This window comes from Enterobacter sp. CPE_E1241 (assembly GCF_045618265.1).
GTDB lineage: Bacteria > Pseudomonadota > Gammaproteobacteria > Enterobacterales > Enterobacteriaceae > Enterobacter > Enterobacter adelaidei.
On sequence record NZ_JBIWYV010000001.1, the window covers coordinates 811,836 to 833,093 of the forward strand.

The 21,258-nt window shown below is 53.9% G+C and carries 19 protein-coding genes and 1 riboswitch; of the genes, 5 read left to right on the forward strand and 14 right to left on the reverse strand.

Features of this window, described 5'->3' with window-relative positions; genetic code table 11:
• Nucleotides 1–27: 27 nt before the first annotated feature.
• The 3 genes from araD to araB are packed head-to-tail and all read right to left on the reverse strand — an operon-like array spanning nt 28 to nt 3,998.
• On the reverse strand, nt 28–723 hold the full coding sequence (gene araD, locus ACJ9Y9_RS03950) for an L-ribulose-5-phosphate 4-epimerase (RefSeq protein ID WP_028016657.1): 696 nt from the start codon (nt 721–723) through the stop codon (nt 28–30).
• 52 nt (nt 724–775) lie between these two features.
• Complete coding sequence (araA, locus tag ACJ9Y9_RS03955) at nt 776–2,278, reverse strand: L-arabinose isomerase (protein ID WP_028016658.1); 1,503 nt, start codon at nt 2,276–2,278, stop codon at nt 776–778.
• 10 nt (nt 2,279–2,288) lie between these two features.
• The gene (gene araB / locus ACJ9Y9_RS03960; protein WP_028016659.1) at nt 2,289–3,998 is read right to left on the reverse strand and encodes a ribulokinase; all 1,710 of its coding nucleotides are present in this window, start codon (nt 3,996–3,998) and stop codon (nt 2,289–2,291) included.
• A 337-nt stretch (nt 3,999–4,335) separates the two neighbouring features.
• Between araB and araC the strand changes: the two genes are divergently transcribed.
• Both araC and ACJ9Y9_RS03970 read left to right on the forward strand, forming a co-directional pair.
• Nucleotides 4,336–5,181: an arabinose operon transcriptional regulator AraC gene (gene araC, locus ACJ9Y9_RS03965; RefSeq protein WP_028016660.1), complete on the forward strand. Its 846-nt coding sequence runs from the start codon at nt 4,336–4,338 to the stop codon at nt 5,179–5,181.
• A gap of 128 nt (nt 5,182–5,309) precedes the next feature.
• On the forward strand, nt 5,310–6,077 hold the full coding sequence (locus ACJ9Y9_RS03970) for a DedA family protein (protein ID WP_028016661.1): 768 nt from the start codon (nt 5,310–5,312) through the stop codon (nt 6,075–6,077).
• On the opposite strand, the gene thiQ is transcribed toward ACJ9Y9_RS03970, so the two are convergent.
• The 4 genes from thiQ to sgrR form a co-directional block, all read right to left on the reverse strand.
• On the reverse strand, nt 6,074–6,769 hold the full coding sequence (gene thiQ / locus ACJ9Y9_RS03975; RefSeq protein ID WP_028016662.1) for a thiamine ABC transporter ATP-binding protein ThiQ: 696 nt from the start codon (nt 6,767–6,769) through the stop codon (nt 6,074–6,076). The two genes, ACJ9Y9_RS03970 and thiQ, sit on opposite strands and share 4 nt — an antisense overlap.
• A complete protein-coding gene (gene thiP / locus ACJ9Y9_RS03980; protein ID WP_028016663.1) occupies nt 6,753–8,363 on the reverse strand; it encodes a thiamine/thiamine pyrophosphate ABC transporter permease ThiP in 1,611 nt (536 codons plus the stop codon). The genes thiQ and thiP overlap by 17 nt, the downstream gene beginning before the upstream one ends.
• Nucleotides 8,339–9,322 (reverse strand): thiamine ABC transporter substrate binding subunit, encoded by a 984-nt coding sequence (gene thiB / locus ACJ9Y9_RS03985; RefSeq protein WP_028016664.1) that lies wholly within the window; start codon nt 9,320–9,322, stop codon nt 8,339–8,341. Before thiB ends, thiP begins: the two co-directional genes overlap by 25 nt.
• Nucleotides 9,323–9,353: 31 nt before the next feature.
• A riboswitch (TPP riboswitch) is annotated at nt 9,354–9,454 on the reverse strand.
• Nucleotides 9,455–9,490: 36 nt separating this feature from the next.
• Nucleotides 9,491–11,146 (reverse strand): HTH-type transcriptional regulator SgrR, encoded by a 1,656-nt coding sequence (gene sgrR / locus ACJ9Y9_RS03990; protein ID WP_028016665.1) that lies wholly within the window; start codon nt 11,144–11,146, stop codon nt 9,491–9,493.
• A gap of 88 nt (nt 11,147–11,234) precedes the next feature.
• Here sgrR and sgrT point away from each other — a divergent pair, with 88 nt between their 5' ends.
• Both sgrT and ACJ9Y9_RS04000 read left to right on the forward strand, forming a co-directional pair.
• Nucleotides 11,235–11,387: a glucose uptake inhibitor SgrT gene (sgrT, locus tag ACJ9Y9_RS03995; RefSeq protein WP_032666766.1), complete on the forward strand. Its 153-nt coding sequence runs from the start codon at nt 11,235–11,237 to the stop codon at nt 11,385–11,387.
• Between the two features lie 120 nt (nt 11,388–11,507).
• Nucleotides 11,508–12,686, forward strand: coding sequence for a sugar efflux transporter (locus ACJ9Y9_RS04000; RefSeq protein ID WP_028016666.1), 1,179 nt, complete (start codon nt 11,508–11,510; stop codon nt 12,684–12,686).
• A gap of 46 nt (nt 12,687–12,732) precedes the next feature.
• Here the strand turns inward: ACJ9Y9_RS04000 and ACJ9Y9_RS04005 are convergent, their stop codons facing one another.
• The 7 genes from ACJ9Y9_RS04005 to leuL form a co-directional block, all read right to left on the reverse strand.
• Nucleotides 12,733–13,314, reverse strand: a complete 582-nt coding sequence (locus ACJ9Y9_RS04005; protein ID WP_028016667.1) for a cytochrome b/b6 domain-containing protein — start codon at nt 13,312–13,314, stop codon at nt 12,733–12,735.
• Nucleotides 13,315–13,425: 111 nt separating this feature from the next.
• Complete coding sequence (locus tag ACJ9Y9_RS04010) at nt 13,426–14,316, reverse strand: cation diffusion facilitator family transporter (protein WP_028016668.1); 891 nt, start codon at nt 14,314–14,316, stop codon at nt 13,426–13,428.
• Between the two features lie 164 nt (nt 14,317–14,480).
• Nucleotides 14,481–15,086 (reverse strand): 3-isopropylmalate dehydratase small subunit, encoded by a 606-nt coding sequence (leuD, locus tag ACJ9Y9_RS04015; protein WP_028016669.1) that lies wholly within the window; start codon nt 15,084–15,086, stop codon nt 14,481–14,483.
• Nucleotides 15,087–15,096: 10 nt separating this feature from the next.
• Nucleotides 15,097–16,497, reverse strand: coding sequence for a 3-isopropylmalate dehydratase large subunit (leuC, locus tag ACJ9Y9_RS04020; RefSeq protein ID WP_028016670.1), 1,401 nt, complete (start codon nt 16,495–16,497; stop codon nt 15,097–15,099).
• Nucleotides 16,498–16,499: 2 nt separating this feature from the next.
• The gene (gene leuB, locus ACJ9Y9_RS04025; protein WP_028016671.1) at nt 16,500–17,591 is read right to left on the reverse strand and encodes a 3-isopropylmalate dehydrogenase; all 1,092 of its coding nucleotides are present in this window, start codon (nt 17,589–17,591) and stop codon (nt 16,500–16,502) included.
• Nucleotides 17,591–19,162 (reverse strand): 2-isopropylmalate synthase, encoded by a 1,572-nt coding sequence (gene leuA, locus ACJ9Y9_RS04030; protein ID WP_028016672.1) that lies wholly within the window; start codon nt 19,160–19,162, stop codon nt 17,591–17,593. The genes leuB and leuA overlap by 1 nt, the downstream gene beginning before the upstream one ends.
• A gap of 91 nt (nt 19,163–19,253) precedes the next feature.
• Complete coding sequence (gene leuL / locus ACJ9Y9_RS04035) at nt 19,254–19,340, reverse strand: leu operon leader peptide (RefSeq protein ID WP_071530973.1); 87 nt, start codon at nt 19,338–19,340, stop codon at nt 19,254–19,256.
• 594 nt (nt 19,341–19,934) lie between these two features.
• Here leuL and leuO point away from each other — a divergent pair.
• A complete protein-coding gene (leuO, locus tag ACJ9Y9_RS04040) occupies nt 19,935–20,897 on the forward strand; it encodes a transcriptional regulator LeuO (RefSeq protein WP_276321488.1) in 963 nt (320 codons plus the stop codon).
• The last annotated feature ends 361 nt before the right edge of the window (nt 20,898–21,258 follow it).

A 21,258-nucleotide genomic window follows, 5' to 3' on the forward strand; every position in this document is an offset into this window, starting at 1 on the left:
ATAGTTTATGCTGGGTATATATACAGTTTATTGCCCGTAATAGGCTTTCGCACCGTGCTTGCGCAGATAATGTTTATCCAGCAGGGTTTGCTGCATATCCGGTAACTGCGGCGCCAGCTGGCGACAGAAGATCCCCATATAGGCAATTTCTTCGAGCACTATCGCGTTATGCACCGCATCTTCCGCGTTTTTCCCCCAGGCAAACGGGCCGTGGGAGTGCACCAGAACCCCCGGCATCTGAGCCGCGTCGATTCCCTGCTTTTCAAAGGTTTCGACAATCACGTTGCCGGTTTCCCACTCATATTCACCGTTGATCTCTGCATCGGTCATTAAACGGGTGCAGGGAATGGTGCCGTAAAAGTAGTCCGCGTGCGTGGTGCCAGTGGCCGGGATGGACTGGCCAGCCTGCGCCCAGATGGTCGCATGGCGTGAATGGGTGTGGACAATGCCGCCGACCGTCGGGAATGACTGGTACAGCAGACGGTGAGTTGGCGTGTCAGAGGAGGGCTTTTTCGTTCCTTCCACTACTTCGCCCGTGGCGATACTGACCACGACCATATCTTCCGCCGTCATTACGCTGTAATCGACGCCGGAAGGCTTGATCACAAACACGCCTTTTTCCCGATCAACGGCGCTAACGTTACCCCAGGTCAGGGTGACGAGATTGTGTTTCGGCAGCGCCAGGTTGGCTTCGAGTACCTGACGTTTGAGTTCTTCTAGCATGCAATCCTCCAGGAAAAGAGGCCCGCCCTGCGGCAGGCCAAAGATTCCCCTGTTAACGTTTTGAACCGTAATAGACTTCGTTCCAGCGCAGCGCGTCTTTGAAGGCTGGCAGGCGGGTATCGTTATCAATCACGGTCAGCTCGATATCGTGCAGTTCGGCGAACTGACGCATGTCGTTGAGATCCAGTGCGTGGCTGAAGACCGTGTGGTGCGCCCCGCCGGCCAGGATCCAGGCCTCTGACGCGGTTGGCAGGTCAGGCTGTGCTTTCCACAGGGCGTTGGCGACCGGCAGTTTCGGCAGGGAGTGCGGCGTTTCAACCGCGTCGACGCAGTTGACCAGCAGGCGGAAACGATCGCCCAGATCGATCAGGCTGGCGTTGATAGCCGGGCCAGTACGGGTGTTGAAGATCAGACGCGCCGGATCGGCTTTGCCGCCGATACCGAGGTATTGCACGTCGAGGATCGGTTTCTCTTCGACGGCGATAGAAGGGCACACTTCCAGCATGTGCGAGCCGAGTACCAGGTCGTTGCCGTTCTCGAAGTGGTAGGTGTAATCCTCCATAAAGGAGGTGCCGCCCTGCAGACCGGTTGACATCACTTTCATGATGCGAAGCAGAGCGGCAGTTTTCCAGTCGCCTTCGCCCGCAAAGCCGTAGCCCTGCTGCATCAGACGTTGTACTGCCAGGCCTGGCAGTTGTTTCAGACCGTGGAGATCTTCAAACGTGGTGGTGAAAGCGTGGAAGCCGCCCTGTTCCAGGAAACGCTTCATGCCCAGCTCAATACGCGCCGCGTCCAGCACGTTCTGGCGCTTGTCGCCGTGGATCTGCGCGGCGGCGGTCAGGCGGTAGCTGCTTTCGTACTCATCCACCAGCGCGCTCACGTCGCCATCGCTGATTTCATTCACTACCTGTACCAGGTCGCCCACGGCCCAGGTATTCACGGAGAAACCGAACTTGATCTGCGCGGCCACTTTGTCGCCGTCGGTCACAGCGACTTCACGCATGTTGTCGCCAAAACGCACCACTTTCAGGTGGCGGGTATCCTGTTTCGATACTGCCTGACGCATCCAGGAGCCAATACGGCTTTGCGCGTGCTGATCCTGCCAGTGGCCAGTCACGACGGCGTGCTGCTGACGCATACGCGCGCCGATGAAACCAAACTCACGGCCGCCGTGCGCGGTCTGGTTCAGGTTCATAAAGTCCATGTCGATGCTGTCCCACGGCAGGGAAGCATTAAACTGGGTATGGAACTGCAGCAGCGGTTTATTGAGGATCGTCAGGCCATTGATCCACATTTTGGCGGGCGAGAAGGTATGCAGCCACACCACCATCCCGGCGCATTTATCGTCGTAGTTGGCGTCGCGGCAGATGTGGGTAATTTCGTCCGGCGTGGTGCCCAGCGGTTTCAGCACCAGTTTGCACGGCAGTTTAGCTTCTGCATTCAGCGCGTTAACGACGTGCTCCGCGTGTTTCGTCACCTGTTTCAGTGCTTCCGGCCCGTACAGATGCTGGCTGCCAATCACAAACCACACTTCATAATTATTAAAAATGGTCATCGTCGTGTCCTTAATGGGTCAGGGTTGCCGTAGTGTCCGCGGTGCTTTTGGCCGGGGCGGCGACAGGGAGATAGTGGAGTTCGGCGCTTTTTGCCCATTGCTGGTAGCGCTGATAAAGCTGTTCAAAGCGCTGCGCCTGCGAGGCGCGCGGCTGCAGGGTGTTTTCGACGGCGCTCGCCATATGCTGCTGAGCCGTCGGGATATCCGCGTGAACACCTGCTGCGACGGCGGCGAAAATTGCCGCGCCCAGCGCGCAGCACTGATCGGAGGCCACAATCTGCAGCGGACGGTTCAGCACGTCGCAGCAGGCTTGCATGATCACCGGGTTTTTACGGGCGATACCGCCCAGCGCCATCACGTTGTTCACGTCGATGCCCTGTTCGGTGAAGCACTCCATAATGGCGCGTGCACCAAACGCGGTGGCGGCAATCAAACCGCCAAACAGCGCAGGTGCATCGGTTGCCAGGTTGAGATCGGTAATCACCCCTTTCAGGCGCTGGTTAGCAAACGGCGTACGGCGGCCGTTGAACCAGTCCAGCACCACCGGGAGATGATCGAGAGACGGATTTTTTGCCCAGGCGTCAGTGAGCTGTGGCAGGAGCTGTTTTTTGCTCTCGGCTATCTGGGTTTTCAGTTCAGGATGTGCCGCCGCCAGCTGATCCAGCGGCCAGCCCAGCACGCGGCCAAACCAGGCGTAGATATCACCAAACGCAGACTGACCGGCTTCAAGGCCGATAAAGTCCGGCACCACGCTACCGTCAACCTGGCCGCAGATACCTTTTACCGCGCGGTTGCCAACGGTGGATTTATCGGCCGTCAGAATGTCGCAGGTCGAGGTGCCGATCACTTTCACCAGCGTATTGGGTTGTGCACCTGCGCCGACTGCGCCCATATGGCAGTCAAACGCGCCGCCGGAGATGGCCACATTCTGCGGAAGCCCAAGACGCTTCGCCCACTCTTCGCAGAGCGTGCCGACAGGGATATCAGCGGTGAAGGTGTCGGTAAACAGCGGATATGTCAGGCTCTTGTTGATGATCGGGTCGAGTTCATCGAAGAACGCAGCCGGAGGCAGGCCGCCCCAGCTTTCGTGCCACAGGGATTTATGCCCGGCGCTGCAGCGACCACGACGGATATCCTGCGGGCGGGTGGTGCCGGAGAGCAGAGCGGGAACCCAGTCGCACAGTTCAATCCAGGAGACGGCCGCCTGGGCAACCGATGCGTCTGCACGGGTAACGTGCAGGATCTTGGCCCAGAACCATTCGCTGGAGTAAATGCCGCCGATGTAGCGCGAGTAGTCTGTTTTACCCGTTTGATGGCACAGGCGGGTGATGGCTTCGGCCTCTTCCACGGCGGTATGGTCTTTCCACAGCACGAACATGGCGTTCGGGTTGTCGGCAAACTCAGGGCGCAGCGCCAGCACGCGGCCTTCCGCATCCACAGGGGCTGGTGTAGAACCGGTACTGTCGACGCCAATCCCGACAATCTCTGCCCGCTGAGCGTCAGTCAGTTCAGCAAGGACGGTTTTGATTGCCGCTTCCATTGACTCGATGTAGTCACGCGGGTGGTGACGGAACTGGTTATTTGGCGCATCGCAGTAGCGCCCCTCTTGCCAGCGCGGGTACCACTCAACGCTGGTTGCTATCTCCTGGCCGGACGTACAGTCCACTGCCAGCGCGCGAACCGAGTCGCTGCCAAAATCGAGGCCAATCGCAATTGCCATGGTGTTGCTCCATCAAAAAAACAGGTATGGAAGAACATTAGAGACTGGGGGCGAAAATCGTCAGGCAGGATTCGCTAATCTTATGGACTAAATTGCTGTTGCGATGGAAAGTGTGACGCCGTGCAAATATTCAATGTGGACATTTCTGCCGCACTTATAGACACTTTTGTTACTGCTTATTTGCCTGACCTGGCGGATAAATTAGTGGGAAAGGCTGAAACATGGCGGACGTAAAAGAGGCGTGATGCTTTTTGGATCTTTTCGCGGGCCATTTTTAACCTGCTTTTTACGATATGGACAATTGGTTTCCTTCAGGACCCTTGGGAGAACTGAATCTATGGCCGAAACGCAAAACGATCCTTTGCTGCCGGGATACTCGTTTAACGCGCACCTTGTGGCGGGACTGACCCCTATCGAGGCTGAGGGATACCTCGACTTTTATGTTGACCGCCCGCTCGGGATGAAAGGGTATATCCTCAACCTGACCGTGCGCGGGGAGGGGATCATCAAGAACGGTGACCAGCAGTTTGTCTGCCGCCCCGGCGATATCCTGTTGTTCCCGCCGGGGGAGATCCACCACTACGGGCGTCACCCGGATGCAAAAGAGTGGTATCACCAGTGGGTCTACTTCCGTCCGCGCGCCTACTGGCAGGAGTGGCTTTCGTGGCCTGCGATTTTTGCGCATACCGGTTTTTATCGACCGGATGATCTCCATCTTGCTCAGTTTCGCGAGCTTTTTGCGCAGATCATTGAGGCGGGGCAGGCGGGAGGACGTTATGCCGAACTGCTGGCGATTAACCTGCTTGAACAACTGCTGCTGCGGCGTATGGAGGCCATTAACGAATCGCTTAATCCTCCACTGGATAACCGCGTGCGCGACGCCTGCCAGTACATCAGTGACCATCTGGCAGATAGTCAGTTTGATATCGCCAGCGTCGCTCAGCACGTCTGTCTGTCTCCGTCGCGGCTGTCGCATCTCTTTCGCCAGCAGCTTGGCGTCAGCGTGCTAAGCTGGCGTGAGGACCAGCGTATCAGTCAGGCAAAGCTGTTGCTCAGCACCACCCGGATGCCGATTGCCACCGTGGGGCGTAACGTGGGCTTTGAAGATCAACTTTATTTCTCTCGTGTTTTCAAAAAATGCACGGGTGCCAGCCCCAGTGAATTCCGCGCGGGTTGTGAATAAACGGTAAAAAAAGATAAACAAACAGGTGAACTGTGGAAGCAACCTGTAAACTATTCAGACAATTGATGCCTTGACGCGGTGCGGGGCGCTAAGCAGAATCGCTGATTCGTTTTCTGACCGGAATAGTTATGCAGGCTTTGCTGGAACACTTTATTACCCAGTCCGTTATGTACTCGCTCATCGCCGTTGCGCTGGTGGCGTTTCTGGAATCGCTGGCGCTGGTCGGGTTAATTCTGCCCGGCACCGTGATGATGGCCGGGCTTGGCGCGCTGATTGGCAGCGGCGAGGTCAACTTCTGGCAGGCGTGGCTGGCCGGGATTATCGGCTGCCTGCTGGGTGACTGGATCTCCTTCTGGCTGGGCTGGCGCTTTAAGAAGCCGTTGCACCGCTGGTCGTTTATGAAAAAGAACAAAGCCCTGCTGGATAAAACCGAACATGCGCTGCACCAGCACAGCATGTTCACCATCCTGGTCGGCCGCTTTGTCGGGCCGACGCGTCCGCTGGTGCCCATGGTCGCCGGGATGCTGGATCTTCCGGTCACAAAATTTGTTGTGCCGAATATTATCGGCTGTGTCTTCTGGCCGCCGTTTTACTTCCTGCCGGGGATCCTCGCGGGGGCGGCTATTGATATTCCTGATGGTATGCAAAGCGGTGAGTTTAAGTGGCTATTGCTGGCGACCGCTCTGCTGCTGTGGATCGCCGCATGGCTGTGCTGGCGGCTGTGGCGCAGCGCGAAAGCGAATATTGATCGTCTGACGCGCTACCTGCCTCGCTCGCGCCTTTTGTGGCTTGCGCCGTTGACGCTCGGCATAGCCGTAGTGGCGCTGGTGGCGTTGATCCGCCACCCGCTGATGCCGGTGTATGGCGAGATTTTATTGAAGGTCGTCAGCCGTTAACCAATACCCAGAAGCTGTGATGCGCTCGCTTTCCCACTTACCAGTGCTTCCGTTTCGCCATCCCATAAAATGCGACCCTCCGCGATCACCACCGATCGCGGAGCAATCCTCGCGGCATCCTCAATGCTGTGCGATACCATCAACATGGTGAGCTTCTGACGCTGGCAGACCTCCTGTACCAGAGCCAGCATCTCCTGGCGCAGCGCCGGGTCGAGTGCAGAGAAGGGCTCGTCCAGCAACAGAACAGGCTGCTCGCGTACCAGACAACGCGCCAGCGCGACACGCTGGCGCTGACCGCCGGAAAGCTCCCCTGGCAGACGGTCGATAAACCCGGTGATCCCCATCTGCCCGGCAATAAGCTCCAGCTTCTGGCGCTGGGTATCGTTCAGTTTTAACCCCGGATCCATCCCCAGGGCGATGTTCTGCCGTACGGTAAGATGGGTGAAAAGATTATTTTCCTGAAACAGCATCGACACCGGACGCCGGGCGGGTGGCGTGCGGGTATGATCGTGGTTTTCAATCATTATTGACCCGCTTGCCGGTTGCAGAAACCCGGCTATCAGATTGAGCAACGTGCTTTTTCCTGTTCCACTTGGGCCCAGAACCGCAATCATCTCTCCCTGGCGGGCAGAAAGCGTGAAGCGCATTGGCAGGTGCTGGTAGAGCCAGGTTACATCAATCAGTTTTAACATCACGCCCCGGAAGTTTTTCGATAACGGTAAATAAGGCAAAGCAGAGTAGCAGCAGCAAGAGTGCCGTGACGGCGCCATCCTGGCTACGGTAGGAGCCGATCTGCTGGTACAGCCAATATGGCAGCGTGCGGAAATCTTCATTGCCGAAGAGCGCGACCACGCCAAAATCACCGATTGAGAGCACGCAGGCGAAAGCCAGCGCCTGTGCCAGCGGGCGTTTTAGTGCCCGCAGTTCGACCACTCTCAGCCGTTGCCAGCCCTGAATGCCAAGTGACTGACACAGCAGAGCGTAGCGGCTATTAACGTCGCGCATCGGGTTTTCCAGTACCTTCAGAGCATAAGGGATCGCCATCAGGGCATTGGTAAATATCACAATGCCGTCGGCACTTTCCGGCAGACCCACGGTACTGTTGAAAAGTAAAAAGAATCCCGTCGCCAGTACAATGCCTGGCATGGCCAGGATCAGCATACCCGTTAGCTCCAGCGCCTGTCCGGCTTTACGGGCATGGCAGGCATAAAGCTCGCGACTGCTCCACAGCAGCATCATGGTCAGTATGACGCACAGCAACCCGGCGGCCAGCGCAATGCGCAGTGAAGTCCAGGTCGCTTGCCAGAGCACGGACTGCTGCAACACGGACAGGAGATTGAGGTTCAGGCCATCGACGATAACGGCCATCAGCGGCGGCAGCATCAGCAGCAGCGCCAGCGTAATAAGCGAAATATCGGTGATACGGCTACGCAGGCTATCCTGGGGATCGCGCCAGCCTGTTATCTGGTTACTGCCCGGCGGAATGGCTTTACTCAGACGCTGGCTCAGCAGCACCAGTACAAGACAGCACACCATCTGAACTATCGCCAGCAGCGCAGCCCGACCAGGATCGTAGTCGTAACTCAGCGCCTGATAGATTGCCAGCTCAATGGTTGTTGCCTGCGGTCCACCACCCAGTGAAAGCACGGTAGCAAAGCTGGCAAAGCAGAGCATGAAGATCAGCGCGGCAACTGGCGGGATTTGGCGGCGCAGCCACGGCCATTCAACAAAGCGGAAGAAAGACCAGCCGCGCATGCCCAGCTGTGCCGCAAGCTGGCGCTGCTCGCCGGGGATATTTTCCAGCGCCTGTAAAAAGAGCCGTGTCGCCATCGGCATGTTGAAAAAGACGTGCGCCAGCAGGATGCCCTGAAGCCCGTATGGCGAGAAATGCCACTCCAGACCGAGCAGGCCGAACAGTGAAGCCAGCCAGCCCTGACGACCATAAACGCTCAGAATGCCAAACACGGCTACCAGCACGGGCAGGATCAGCGTCATGGCGCACAGGCGCAGCAGCGCCTGCCTGCCGGGGAAACGCCTGCGATAAAGCGCACGAGCAAGGAAAATGGCGGGGATCACCGACAGCAGGGCAGAGAGAAACGCCTGCCAGAAAGAAAAGCGGATAACGTGCCAGAGATAGCTGTCGTGCCAGAGGGAGAGCAGGTCACTCTCTGGCGCGTTCAACCACAATGCAAGAAAAGCGCCCAGGCTGACCGCCACCATCAGCATGGCGGCGAGCAGCCCAGGAATTAACCAGCCGGGAATTAGCGGCTGACGGCGCGTTGCCATTCACTTACCCATGCTGCACGCTGCGAAGCGACCTGTTGCGGCGTAAACTCCAGAGACGTTTGCGGTTTGGTCAGCTGCTCGAAACCTGCTGGCAGCGCTACGTTGGTCACGGGATACATCCAGTTACCCGCCGGAATGGCATTCTGGAATGCCGGTGAAACCATAAATTTCAGGAACTTCTCGGCAAGTTCTGGCTGTTTGCTGGCCGCGGTACGCGCAGCCACTTCCACCTGCAGGTAATGACCTTCAGCGAAATTGGCCGCGGCATAGTTGTCTTTTTTCTCAGCGATAATGTGGTAGGCCGGGGAGGTGGTGTAACTCAGTACCAGGTCGCTTTCACCTTTCAGGAACAAGCCATAGGCTTCACTCCAGCCTTTAGTCACGGTGACGGTTTTGGTGGCCAGTTTCTGCCATGCTTCCGGCGCTTTATCCCCATAGACTTTCTGCATCCACAGCAGCAGACCCAGACCAGGAGTGCTGGTGCGAGGGTCTTCATAAATGACGCGCCATTTCTGATCGCCTTCCACCAGCTCTTTCAGGCTTTTCGGCGGGTTCTTCAGCTTGTTTTTGTCGTAAACAAAGGCAAAGTAGCCGTAGTCGAACGGAACGAAAGTGTCATTTTTCCAGCCGCCCGGAACGTTGACGGCATCTGCAGCTACGCCACTTTTGGCAAACAGTTTGGTCTGCGAGGCGGCCTCCAGCAGGTTGTTATCCAGCCCCAGCACCACATCGGCTTTACTGTTTTTCCCTTCCATACGCAGGCGGTTGAGCAGTGAGACGCCATCTTCCAGCGCCACGAATTTCAATTCACAGTTACAGTCAGCTTCAAAGGCTTTTTTCACCACCGGGCCTGGGCCCCAGTCAGCAGAGAAGGAATCGTAGGTGTAGACCGTCAGAACGGGCTTCGCAATAGCAGGCAGCGCGAACAGCGCCAGCAGGGGAAGAACTTTTTTTAACACTTTGCACCTCAGGGTTGAGTGGCAAAGGATTTTGAGCAACAGCCTCAAATCCCTTCGCCGGCGTTATCCGGATCAGGTTCGACGGGTATTATCTCAGCGCACATCAGTGATGCAGCACCCCGTTGAGAACGGCGCTATTGTAATGATTTGGTGAATATTGCGAAAGCGTTATGGCTCCGGCGGGGCAAACCAGGCGGATTTAAAATCAAACCAGCCTAAGGTGTTCATCCGCAGGCCGCGCATACTGCGCTGACCCTGAATCATCAGCCAGTGATGGATCAGCGGCACAATCGCCTGCTGCGCGAGCAGTTGCTGACACCACGAGGCCAGGTTCATCTCACCTGCTCGCCACCGGGCGGCATCCTGCTGCCAGTCGCGTTCGATGCAGTGCTGGATCAGCGGTACTTCATACAGGTGAGAGAACAGCGAGAAATCGAGCGGTAGGGTGAAGTTGGCGCTGTTCAGCCAGATATCACTGACGATATCTCCGCGGTGCCATTCATCATAATCGACCTCCTGAATGTCGAGATGAACGCCTTCAGCAGCCAGCAGTTTGCTCATGATCCGGGCGATAAAGCGGTGTTCCACATGATCACGGTAATAGGTCAACGTGATCGACTCCAGCCCGGCAGGCTTTTCACCGTGAACCGGTCGGGCGTGATGCCAGCGAGGGAGCAGGCCGTAGGCCGGGAACCAGTATGTCTGGTATTGCTCTTCTGCCTGATAGATAAGGTTAGCCGGAGAGAGAACGTGGCTAACCCACCTGCGGACCTCGCGACTGGCGCCACGATGGCTGCGAGCGTCAAACAGCAGGTAATAGCAGCCTTCTTCAAGACGGCTTTCAACCGCTTTTTCCCCCTCGGTTGGCCCTTCCAGCGTTAAGCCGCAGCTCAGCTCTTCGCTGATGTCAGGCAGAACCCAGACGTTGACTTCATCGATCAGCGCGCGATAGCCAAAGTAGTCGTCAAAGGCGCGAATTTTAAGCTGGTTGCTGGTATTGCGCGTCACTGCGTAAGGGCCTGTCCCTACGGGCTGGCTGGCAAAATGAGGCAGAGATGCCCATTCGCGCGGCAGGATCATCGACGGAACATAGCCCATTAGCCACGGCAACCACTGGTCTGGCTCGGACAGTTCGATGTCAACGGTCCATGCTGTCGGGGAATGGATCCGCGAGACATGGGCATACAGAGGAAGTGCGCGCGCGCGCTGAAGAGAGTCAATGACGTCGCTCATCTCCAGCTCGCGGCCGTGGTGAAAGTGAATGCCAGGGCGTAAAAAAAAGCGCCAGTGAAGCGGGGAAAGTTGCTGCCAGTGGTGCGCAATATCTGCTTCCAGTTCCCCATTTTCCTCATTTATGCGCGTCAGGCCGCTGAATATTTGTCGGGCCATATGGGTTTCAGAGCGACGCAACGCCGTGCCGGGTAACAGATTTTTCATTGGCCGATAGTAGAGCACCCGCAGGATGTGTCGGCCCTGACGAAAACTGCGCCCGAGATGTGAAACCAGCATCTGGCGTACGGCCGCTTTGTCGCCGACCAGCTGCACCAGCTGATCGATGCGATCCTGCTCCAGCAAATCTTCTGCACGCTGCTGCTGTAGCGCTAACCCGGTATAGAGAAAGGTCAGACGCGAGCGTTTGCCGCGACCCGCCTCTGCTTCCCAGCTCAACCAGCCTTGCTGTTGCATGGTGTTAAGCAGGGTACGCATATGACGGCGAGAACAGCTGAGCAGGTCAGCCAGCTCGTTCAGCGTGGTCTCCTTCGATTGCCCCTCACAGCACTGCCAGAGGCGGATAAATTGTTGTTGCAGTCGACCGGAAGGCATAAAAGAGGAACTCCTGACAAATAATCAGCAATTTATTAATCCCTATATTAAGCCAATAATAGTTCCCGATGAAGTGAGGAGGTAAATTATGAAGAGGTCTACCGCACGTCAGTTTTATCAGCACTATTTTTCAGCGACAAAAGGAACGTCCTGGCTGGCCCGCCAGTGTGCAGAGCAACGGCTGAAAATTCTGGAAGACCTGATGCAGTGGGACGTTACGAAAGCGACCTCTTCTCGCTGACTCGCCTCGATCATGTGTGACTGAGTATTGGTGCTTATCACCCGCCAGCAAAATGTTTTTGCTGGCTTTTTTCGTTTATTCTTTCACCCAATTTCGATTCGCTTTCACAAGGATTTGCGCATGCTCTGGTTGATGACAATGGGGCGACGCCTGAATGGCGTCTACGCCGCTTTTATGCTGGTGTCCTTTATGATGGGCGTTGCGGGGGCGCTACAGGCGCCGACGCTGAGTCTGTTTCTCAGCCGGGAGGTAGGGGCGCAGCCGTTCTGGGTTGGCCTGTTTTATACCGTCAACGCCATTGCCGGGATTCTGGTCAGCCTGGGGCTGGCGAAACGATCGGATAGCCAGGGCGATCGCCGTAAACTGATCCTCTTTTGCTGTGCGATGGCCGTTGGCAATGCGTTACTCTTTGCCTTTAATCGTCATTATCTGACGCTCATCACCTGCGGCGTGCTGCTGGCGTCACTGGCCAATACCGCCATGCCGCAGCTGTTCGCACTGGCGCGTGAGTATGCTGACAATTCCGCGCGGGAAGTGGTGATGTTCAGTTCGGTGATGCGTGCTCAGCTTTCCCTGGCATGGGTTATTGGCCCGCCTCTGGCCTTCATGCTGGCATTGAATTACGGCTTTACCGCCATGTTCTCCATTGCGGCAGGCATTTTTGCGATAAGCCTGGTGTTGATTGCTTTCGCGCTGCCGTCTGTGGCGCGCGTCGAGCAGACAACGGACAAACCCATTACTCAGGTGAGCGGCTGGCAGGACAAAAATGTCCGCATGCTATTTATCGCCTCCACGCTGATGTGGACCTGCAACACGATGTATATCATCGACATGCCGCTGTGGATCAGCAGCTCCCTGGGGCTGCCGGATAAGCTCGCGGGGATCTTAATGGGAACCGCGGCCGGGCTGGAAATTCCGGCGATGATTCTGGCCGGGTATTACGTGAAGCGTTTTGGTAAACGCAGGATGATGGTCATTGCGGTGGCTGCCGGGGTGATGTTCTACGTGGGGCTGATCTTCTTCCACTCGCGGGAGGCACTGCTGGCGCTGCAGCTATTTAACGCTGTGTTTATTGGAATTATCGCCGGAATAGGCATGCTCTGGTTCCAGGATTTAATGCCTGGCCGTGCGGGCTCGGCGACCACGCTTTTTACCAACAGTATTTCCACCGGGGTGATTCTGGCGGGGGTGATTCAGGGGGCGCTGTCGCAAAGCTATGGACATGCGTCGGTCTACTGGATGATTGCGGCGATTTCGTTGGTTACGCTTGGGCTGACCTGCCGCGTAAAAGACGTGTGATCGGATGAATGAGCGGAGCCCGGGTCTCCGGGCTCTGCAAACCTTTCTATTCCGAATACTGATATTTACGCTGTGCGCGTAAAGTCAGGTACATATGCACGAGACCCATAAATCCGTGTGCCCAGAAGTAGGTCTCAATAAAGACCGTCAGGAATTTATGCAAATCTAAGACGGATTCCGTGACGGATGAAACCGGTCCGAGCGTGGCGTTCAGCACGAACCATACCGCTCCGCAGAGTGCAACGCCGAGCAGAGCCAGTACACCTAAGCCTTGCACCGTTGCCGCCATACCGCCAGCGTGAGCATCAGGAAGCTGACGTTGCATGAGAGTGCGGATATCATCAACGATTCCGCTGAAGTCCAGTGCCAGCCACGCGAAGTAATACTTAAATCCGCGCTGGGTTAACATCCATGCCATCATGGCAATACCGCAAAAAATTAAACCAAAGCCTGAAATAACATGAACCCAGGTGACAATCGCGTTCAGACCCGATTCACCAAGTGCTTCGCTTTCAGTAAAGTTGGAATTAATAATCTGGGCCAGCACCAGTACTGCAACAAGAATGTGCAGTATGCGAAGAAAAGGGGTTTCTTTATGGGGAAGCGTATCGCGTATTGTTGGATTCATCGCTTTTTACCTCAATGATGAGAGAGCTGATGCGATGGAGTGTGACGCAGATTAATTAACGAAACCTTAACGATAAATAAAATGCATCACACCGAAATCATCCACACTATTTTAGTGTGCCGGATCAATATGCGTCATAACATTAAGCACATTAAATTTTTGCATCACGTTGTTTCTGGCCTTCACGGCAATTTCATGTCCTTCTTTTACGCTTAATTCTCCGTCGACTTCAAGATGAACATCGACAAGGGCTAAGTCGCCCATCTTGCGGGTTTTTAAGTCATGGATCCCGGCGACACCTTCGGTTTCGAGCAAACACGTTTTGATGTCGTGCTCAAGGTCAGGTTCAAGCGAACGATCCATCAGGTCGTGCAGGGCGTCAGCAGAGAATTTGTATCCCATATGAGCGATGAACATCCCGACAATCAGGGCGGCAACCAGGTCCATAGAGTGAAAGCCCATTAAATTCCCGGCTATACCAATGGCGACAACCACGGATGAAGCCGCGTCAGAACGGGCATGCCAGGCATTAGCTATCAGTAGTGAGGACTGGATGCGTTTTCCCGTTGCAAGCATGTATCTGAACAGACTTTCCTTAACCACTAAAGCCAGTATCGCTACCCATAGCGCGGCTCCTTTCACTGTCTGATGCGTCTCAGGGTTGAGCAGTTTATTGCCCGCCGACCAGAGCATTCCAATGCCCACAAGCAGCAAAATAGCACCAATAATGAGCTTTGCTCCGTTTTCGAAGCGAAGGTGACCGTAATGATGATCGATATCTGAGGCTTTCTGGCTTTTCTTGTTCGCAATCAGAACGACAAAATCAGAAGATAAATCGGAAAGAGAATGAATCCCATCAGCAATTAACCCTTGCGAGCCGGAAAATAGTCCTGCAACGATTTGAAAACCAGTGAGTAATATATTTATTACCACGCTAACCAATGTGCATTTATGTATTTCTTGAGAACGGAGGTGAGACTCATTGCTATTTTGCTTTTCCATTTAGATTTCCGCTGTAAGCCAACTTTTAGAGTATCTTGCGCAGGCATTATTAAATTGACATTAAATATAATGTCATTAGCGGATATTTTTTCGAGAACGGCGTGTCAGGAGTGGTGGGTAAGGGAATAAAGCGAGGCCTGCAGAATAAACTGCAGGCCAGAGGTTTACTTCATAAACGCAGGCTGTTTGTGTTCGTAAGTTGCAATTGCCGCTTCGTGCTGGAGTGTTAAACCAATGCTGTCGAGACCGTTCAGCATGCAGTGACGACGGAACGCATCAATGCTGAAGCTGTAGGTCTTATCACCGGCTTTCACGACTTCTGCTTCCAGATCCACCTCAAACGAAATACCTGGATTTGCCTGAACCAGAGCGAATAACTCGTCGACCTGCTCGTCCTTCAGTGTGACCGGCAAAAGCTGGTTGTTGAAACTGTTGCCGTAAAAGATATCCGCGAAACTTGGGGCGATAACCACTTTAAACCCGTAGTCGGTCAGAGCCCACGGAGCGTGCTCACGTGATGATCCGCAGCCAAAGTTTTCCCGCGCCAGCAGGATCGATGCGCCTTTATATTCCGGGAAGTTCAGAACGAATTCCGGGTTAGGGACTTCGCCTTTGTCATCCAGGAAACGCCAGTCGTTAAACAGATGGGCGCCAAATCCAGTGCGGGTGACCTTCTGCAAAAACTGCTTAGGAATGATCGCGTCGGTATCGACGTTAGCGGCGTCCAGAGGGACAACCAGGCCCGTATGTTGGGTAAATTTCTCTGCCATGATTGTCTCCTTATTTCAGGCTGCGAATGTCGGCGAAATGGCCGGTGACTGCCGCAGCGGCGGCCATTGCCGGGCTGACCAGATGGGTACGCCCACCGCGGCCCTGACGGCCTTCAAAGTTACGGTTGCTGGTGGAGGCACAGCGCTCGCCTGGATTCAGGCGGTCATTGTTCATGGCCAGACACATGGAGCAACCCGGCAGGCGCCACTCGAAACCTGCTTCGATAAAGATCTTATCCAGACCTTCGGCTTCGGCCTGGGCTTTTACCGGGCCGGAACCCGGAACTACCAGTGCCTGTACGCCTGGTGCCACTTTACGACCTTTGGCAATCTCGGCGGCAGCGCGCAAGTCTTCGATACGGGAGTTGGTGCAGGAGCCAATAAATACTTTATCAATGGTTACGTCGGTCAATGGAACGCCAGGTTTCAGCCCCATGTAAGCCAGCGCTTTTTCCGCACTGGCGCGCTCGACCGGATCTGCGAAAGAGGCCGGATCGGGAATGGCGTCGTTGACAGAAATCACCTGGCCCGGGTTGGTTCCCCAGGTCACCTGAGGCGCAATCTCCTCTGCCTGCAGCGTGACAACTGTATCAAAGGTTGCCCCATCGTCAGTTTTCAGGGTTTTCCAGTACGCGACGGCTTCGTCAAAATTATCTCCTTTCGGGGCATGCAGACGACCCTTCACATAGCTGAAGGTGGTTTCGTCTGGCGCAACCAGACCGGCTTTGGCACCCATCTCAATGGCCATGTTGCACAGGGTCATACGGCCTTCCATACTCAACGCCTGGATGGCCTCGCCGCAGAATTCCACTACGTGACCGGTGCCGCCTGCACTGCCGGTTTTGCCAATAATCGCCAGCACGATGTCTTTTGCCGTGATACCCGGAGCGGCTTTACCCTTCACTTCAATCTTCATGGTTTTGGCACGACCCTGCTTCAGGGTCTGCGTGGCCAGCACGTGTTCAACTTCAGAGGTACCAATACCGAAGGCCAGTGCGCCGAACGCGCCGTGGGTCGCGGTATGGGAGTCACCGCAGACGATGGTCATCCCCGGCAGGGTAATCCCTTGCTCAGGGCCCATTACGTGGACGATGCCCTGGTACGGGTGGTTCAAATCGTACAGTTCAACGCCAAACTCGTTGCAGTTCTTAATCAATTCCTGCATCTGGATACGTGCCATCTCACCTGACGCGTTGATGTCTTTGGTCTGGGTGGAGACGTTGTGATCCATGGTCGCGAAGGTTTTACCCGGCTGACGCACCGGACGCTTGTGCGCGCGCAGTCCGTCGAATGCCTGAGGAGAGGTCACTTCGTGCACCAGATGACGGTCGATGTACAGCAGCGGGGTTTCGTTTGGTGCTTCGTAAACAACGTGCGCATCAAACAACTTTTCATATAAGGTCTTTGCCATGATTACACCCCTTCAGCGACATAGCGGGCAATGATGTCGCCCATTTCATCGGTACTGACTGCCGCCGTGCCGCGTGCTAAATCACCGGTACGGACGCCTTCTTCTAACGCCCGGTTAATGGCGTTTTCAATTGCGGTTGCTGCATCGCCTGCATCCAGGCTGTAACGCAGCAGCAGAGCCAGGGAGAGGATCTGCGCAATCGGGTTAGCAATGTTTTTGCCTGCAATATCCGGTGCGGAACCGCCCGCCGGTTCGTACAGACCAAAACCTTCTTCATTCAGGCTTGCGGATGGCAGCATGCCCATGGAGCCGGTGATCATTGCGCATTCGTCAGAGAGGATATCGCCGAACAGGTTGGAGCACAGCAGCACGTCAAACTGGGACGGATCTTTAATGAGCTGCATGGTCGCGTTGTCGATGTACATATGAGACAGCGCGACGTCCGGGTACTGCTTAGCGACTTCGCCGACGATCTCACGCCACAGAATGGATGACTGCAGCACGTTCGCTTTATCAATGGAGGTCACTTTATGGCGGCGTTTGCGCGCAGACTCAAAAGCGATGTGGGCGATACGTTCGATTTCAAAACGGTGATACACCTCGGTATCAAACGCTTTTTCATGCTGGCCACTGCCTTCGCGGCCTTTTGGCTGACCAAAATAGATGCCGCCGGTCAGTTCACGCACGCACAGAATGTCGAAACCGTTAGCTGCGATATCGGCACGAAGCGGGCAGAACTCTTCCAGACCCTGATACAGCTTCGCCGGACGCAGGTTGCTGAACAGCTTGAAATGCTTACGCAGCGGCAGCAGTGCGCCACGTTCTGGCTGTTCTGCCGGTGGCAGGTGTTCCCATTTTGGACCACCGACTGAACCAAACAGCACGGCATCGGCATTTTCGCAGCCTTCGACGGTCGCTTTTGGCAACGGCGTCCCGTGATTATCAATCGCAATGCCGCCTACATCGTAGTGGCTGGTGGTGATTTTCATCGCAAAACGCGAACGAACGGCTTCCAGTACTTTCAGCGCCTGTGCCATCACTTCCGGGCCAATACCGTCACCCGGCAACACAGCAATATGGTAATTCTTCGACATTACACGGTTTCCTTTTTGTTCTCTTTATTCTGAGCTTTGCGTTGCAACTCTTTTTCGACTTCAGCGGCGCGCCAGATGTTGTTCAGAACATGCACCATCGCTTTCGCGGAGGATTCAACAATATCGGTTGCCAGACCTACACCATGGAAACGGCGGCCATTGTGAGTGACAACAATGTCGACCTGGCCCAGCGCATCTTTGCCATGACCTTTTGCCGTCAGGTCATATTTCACCAGCTCAACGTCGTATTCGGTAACGCGATTGATCGCCTGATAGATGGCATCGACAGGACCATTGCCGTTCGCGGCTTCCGCTTTAATTTCATCACCACAGGCCAGTTTGACCGAGGCGGTTGCGATATCGCTGGAGCCTGACTGCACGTTGAAGTAATCCAGACGGAAGTGCTCTGGTTCTTCCTGCTGCTTGTTAATAAAGGCCAGCGCTTCCAGGTCATAGTCGAACACCTGACCTTTTTTGTCGGCCAGTTTCAGGAATGCGTCGTACAACTGATCCATGTTGTAATCGCTGTCCTGATAACCCATCTCTTCCATACGGTGTTTTACTGCGGCACGACCGGAACGCGAAGTCAGGTTCAACTGCACCTGGTTCAGACCGATCGATTCCGGAGTCATGATTTCGTAGTTTTCACGGTTCTTCAGGACGCCATCCTGGTGAATACCGGAGGAGTGCGCGAAGGCGCCAGTACCAACAATCGCTTTGTTGGCCGGAATAGGCATGTTGCAAATCTGGCTGACGGTCTGGCTGGTGCGCCAGATTTCGTTGTGATTGATGCGGGTGTGCACGTTCATAATGTCTTTGCGCACTTTAATCGCCATAATCACTTCTTCCAGCGAACAGTTGCCCGCACGTTCACCGATACCGTTCATCGCGCCTTCAACCTGACGCGCGCCGGCGTGTACCGCGGCTATAGCATTGCCAACGGCCAGACCCAAATCATCATGGGTATGAACAGAGATAATAGCTTTATCAATATTCGGTACGCGCTCATACAGGCCAGTGATGATGTTGGAGAACTCAAAAGGCATGGTGTAACCGACGGTGTCCGGGATGTTGATGGTTTTGGCACCGGCGTTGATTGCGGCTTCAACCACACGCGCCAGGTCTTCAATCGGCGTACGGCCTGCATCCTCACAGGAGAATTCAACGTCATCGGTGTAGTTGCGTGCGCGCTTCACCATGTACACCGCGCGTTCAATCACTTCATCCAGGGTGCTGCGCAATTTGGTTGCGATATGCATCGGTGAAGTAGCAATAAAGGTATGAATGCGGAAGGCTTCGGCAACTTTCAGTGACTCAGCCGCGACGTCGATATCTTTCTCTACGCAGCGCGCCAGACCACATACGCGGCTGTTTTTAATGGTACGCGCAATGGTCTGGACGGATTCGAAATCACCCGGAGACGAGACAGGGAAACCCACCTCCATCACGTCGACGCCCATACGTTCGAGAGCCAACGCGATCTGCAGTTTCTCTTTTACACTCAGGCTTGCCTGCAACGCCTGTTCACCGTCACGTAATGTGGTATCGAAAATAATGACTTGCTGGCTCATGGGTTAGGTCCTTGTCAGTCTTAGGGCGCCTTGCTACGAGCATAAAAAAACCCGCGCAGTGGCGCGGGTTTTTAGTCTTACTGGTGACGATTCAACGCTGAATTTCGCCCGCCAGTCTACCGCGCACAGTGGATGCGTTTAGTAGTAGTAGACCGGTGAAACGAATGGTGCGAATCATGAATCGTGCTCCGTTAAATTCAATATGCTTTTAGTGGTACTGGATACGGCCTTTCATGTCAACCCCTGACGATAAAAACGGACCTGAAGGGCGTAACAGGCAAGATGCCTGCATTAGCTAATTGTGCTGGATTTTACTTTCATGACCCGACTAATTGTCTAATTTTGGACTTGAAAAACAGATTGCAGAAACAAATAAATATAATTGGTATAAATTGAGTAAAACACGTCGCAGTGAATGCATTATGCTTAAATTATTTTAATATCATTAAGTTATGGGTTTGGTGAATGTTTTTGATGCCGTTGAAATGCCAATGGAGATAACAGGTTGTTAACCAACTGTAGATGAATGGCGTTAACAGTTTAATAATACTTAAGTCATCATTAACTTTATGGTGATTGTATATTGGTTTGGTTTATGGTTTCATTCCTGGCATAAAGTTAAGTGTATCATTTTTGCGATCTTTTGTTTTTTTAGTCTTTGCATCATCTTTATATATTCCGAATTTTAAATAATTCTCTTTTGCTAATCGTATTTGCATGATAAATCATATTTTCCGGGATTATTATCGTACCTTGGCAAAGGGAGTGTAGCGTGACAGTGGAGTCTGAAGTGCCAGAAAATAATATTAAACAACCTCAAACTTCTGATGGGATTAAACCGCAATTACGCACGGTGGATCTTAATCTTCTGACGGTGTTTGATGCTGTCATGCAGGAACAGAATATTACCCGCGCGGCACAAGCGCTGGGGATGTCACAACCTGCCGTGAGTAATGCCGTTGCCAGACTTAAGGTCATGTTTAACGACGAATTATTTGTTCGTTATGGGCGCGGGATCCAACCCACGGCGCGCGCATTCCAGTTATTCGGTTCTATCCGGCAGGCATTACAGCTGGTTCAAAATGAGCTGCCGGGGTCCGGCTTTGAACCCTTAAGCAGTGAGCGAGTATTCCATCTTTGTGTCTGTAGCCCATTAGATAATTATTTAACCTCGATTATTTATAATAAGGTTGAAGAAATTGCGCCGAATATCAACCTTGTTTTTAAGTCATCCTTAAATCAAAACACAGAACATCAGTTACGCTATCAGGAGACGGAATTTGTTCTGGGATATGAAGAATTCCGTCGACCTGAATTCTCCTGCGTGCCGCTGTTTAAGGATGAAATGGTTTTAGTTGCCAGTAAAAAACACCCACGGCTGAATTCTCCTCTACGAGAAAGTGATGTTTATAGTGAACAGCACGCCGTTGTAACACTCGACAGATATGCTTCCTTTAGTCTGCCGTGGTATGACTCCGTTGATAAACAGGCCAGCGTGGCTTATCAGGGGATGGCAATGGTTAGCGTATTAAACGTTGTCTCACAGACTCAGCTGGTCGCTATTGCGCCGCGTTGGCTGGCAGAAGAGTTTTCCGACCCGTTAAATCTGCAAATATTGCCACTGCCGCTCAAGCTGAATAGCCGTACCTGTTATCTTTCCTGGCATGAAGCTGCGGGGCGTGACAAAGGACATCAGTGGATGGAAGAGTTGCTTATTAGCATTTGCCGCCGGTAAACGCATCAGGGTAAATTGCATCGATATATGTGATTTATCCTGACTTCATTTTGATTATTGATATTTTATTCTGTTGTGATTTTTTTTGGCTGCTATCAGGCTCGCAAAAATAGATGAATTACTAAATCATCGCGCTTTTTAGCGATGATTTATCATCGCATCCTCTAATGCCAGATGAATTGACCACATCGCCTCCCAATGTCTGTTTTTTCTGCTTTAAGTACCTCTTCTCTCTGCCGGTTTGCTAATTGCCTGCCTCATAACGAGCGGTTAAGGTAAGGATCACTCTGCAAAATATAAGATTGGTTCATCCCAATAGTAAGACGGTGCGGAAATGAATTCGGCAGTCCGTCTATAACAA

Coding starts and splice junctions, on each gene's coding strand:
- sgrT (WP_032666766.1), top strand. CDS start 11,235: ATGAAGAGGTCTACCGCACGTCAGTTTTATCAGCACTATTTTTCAGCG.
- ACJ9Y9_RS04010 (WP_028016668.1), bottom strand. CDS start 14,316: ATGGAAAAGCAAAATAGCAATGAGTCTCACCTCCGTTCTCAAGAAATA.
- thiP (WP_028016663.1), bottom strand. CDS start 8,363: ATGGCAACGCGCCGTCAGCCGCTAATTCCCGGCTGGTTAATTCCTGGG.
- araA (WP_028016658.1), bottom strand. CDS start 2,278: ATGACCATTTTTAATAATTATGAAGTGTGGTTTGTGATTGGCAGCCAG.
- thiQ (WP_028016662.1), bottom strand. CDS start 6,769: ATGTTAAAACTGATTGATGTAACCTGGCTCTACCAGCACCTGCCAATG.
- leuC (WP_028016670.1), bottom strand. CDS start 16,497: ATGGCAAAGACCTTATATGAAAAGTTGTTTGATGCGCACGTTGTTTAC.
- araC (WP_028016660.1), top strand. CDS start 4,336: ATGGCCGAAACGCAAAACGATCCTTTGCTGCCGGGATACTCGTTTAAC.
- ACJ9Y9_RS03970 (WP_028016661.1), top strand. CDS start 5,310: ATGCAGGCTTTGCTGGAACACTTTATTACCCAGTCCGTTATGTACTCG.
- sgrR (WP_028016665.1), bottom strand. CDS start 11,146: ATGCCTTCCGGTCGACTGCAACAACAATTTATCCGCCTCTGGCAGTGC.
- araB (WP_028016659.1), bottom strand. CDS start 3,998: ATGGCAATTGCGATTGGCCTCGATTTTGGCAGCGACTCGGTTCGCGCG.
- leuA (WP_028016672.1), bottom strand. CDS start 19,162: ATGAGCCAGCAAGTCATTATTTTCGATACCACATTACGTGACGGTGAA.
- ACJ9Y9_RS04005 (WP_028016667.1), bottom strand. CDS start 13,314: ATGAATCCAACAATACGCGATACGCTTCCCCATAAAGAAACCCCTTTT.
- leuD (WP_028016669.1), bottom strand. CDS start 15,086: ATGGCAGAGAAATTTACCCAACATACGGGCCTGGTTGTCCCTCTGGAC.
- leuB (WP_028016671.1), bottom strand. CDS start 17,591: ATGTCGAAGAATTACCATATTGCTGTGTTGCCGGGTGACGGTATTGGC.
- ACJ9Y9_RS04000 (WP_028016666.1), top strand. CDS start 11,508: ATGCTCTGGTTGATGACAATGGGGCGACGCCTGAATGGCGTCTACGCC.
- leuL (WP_071530973.1), bottom strand. CDS start 19,340: ATGATTCGCACCATTCGTTTCACCGGTCTACTACTACTAAACGCATCC.
- araD (WP_028016657.1), bottom strand. CDS start 723: ATGCTAGAAGAACTCAAACGTCAGGTACTCGAAGCCAACCTGGCGCTG.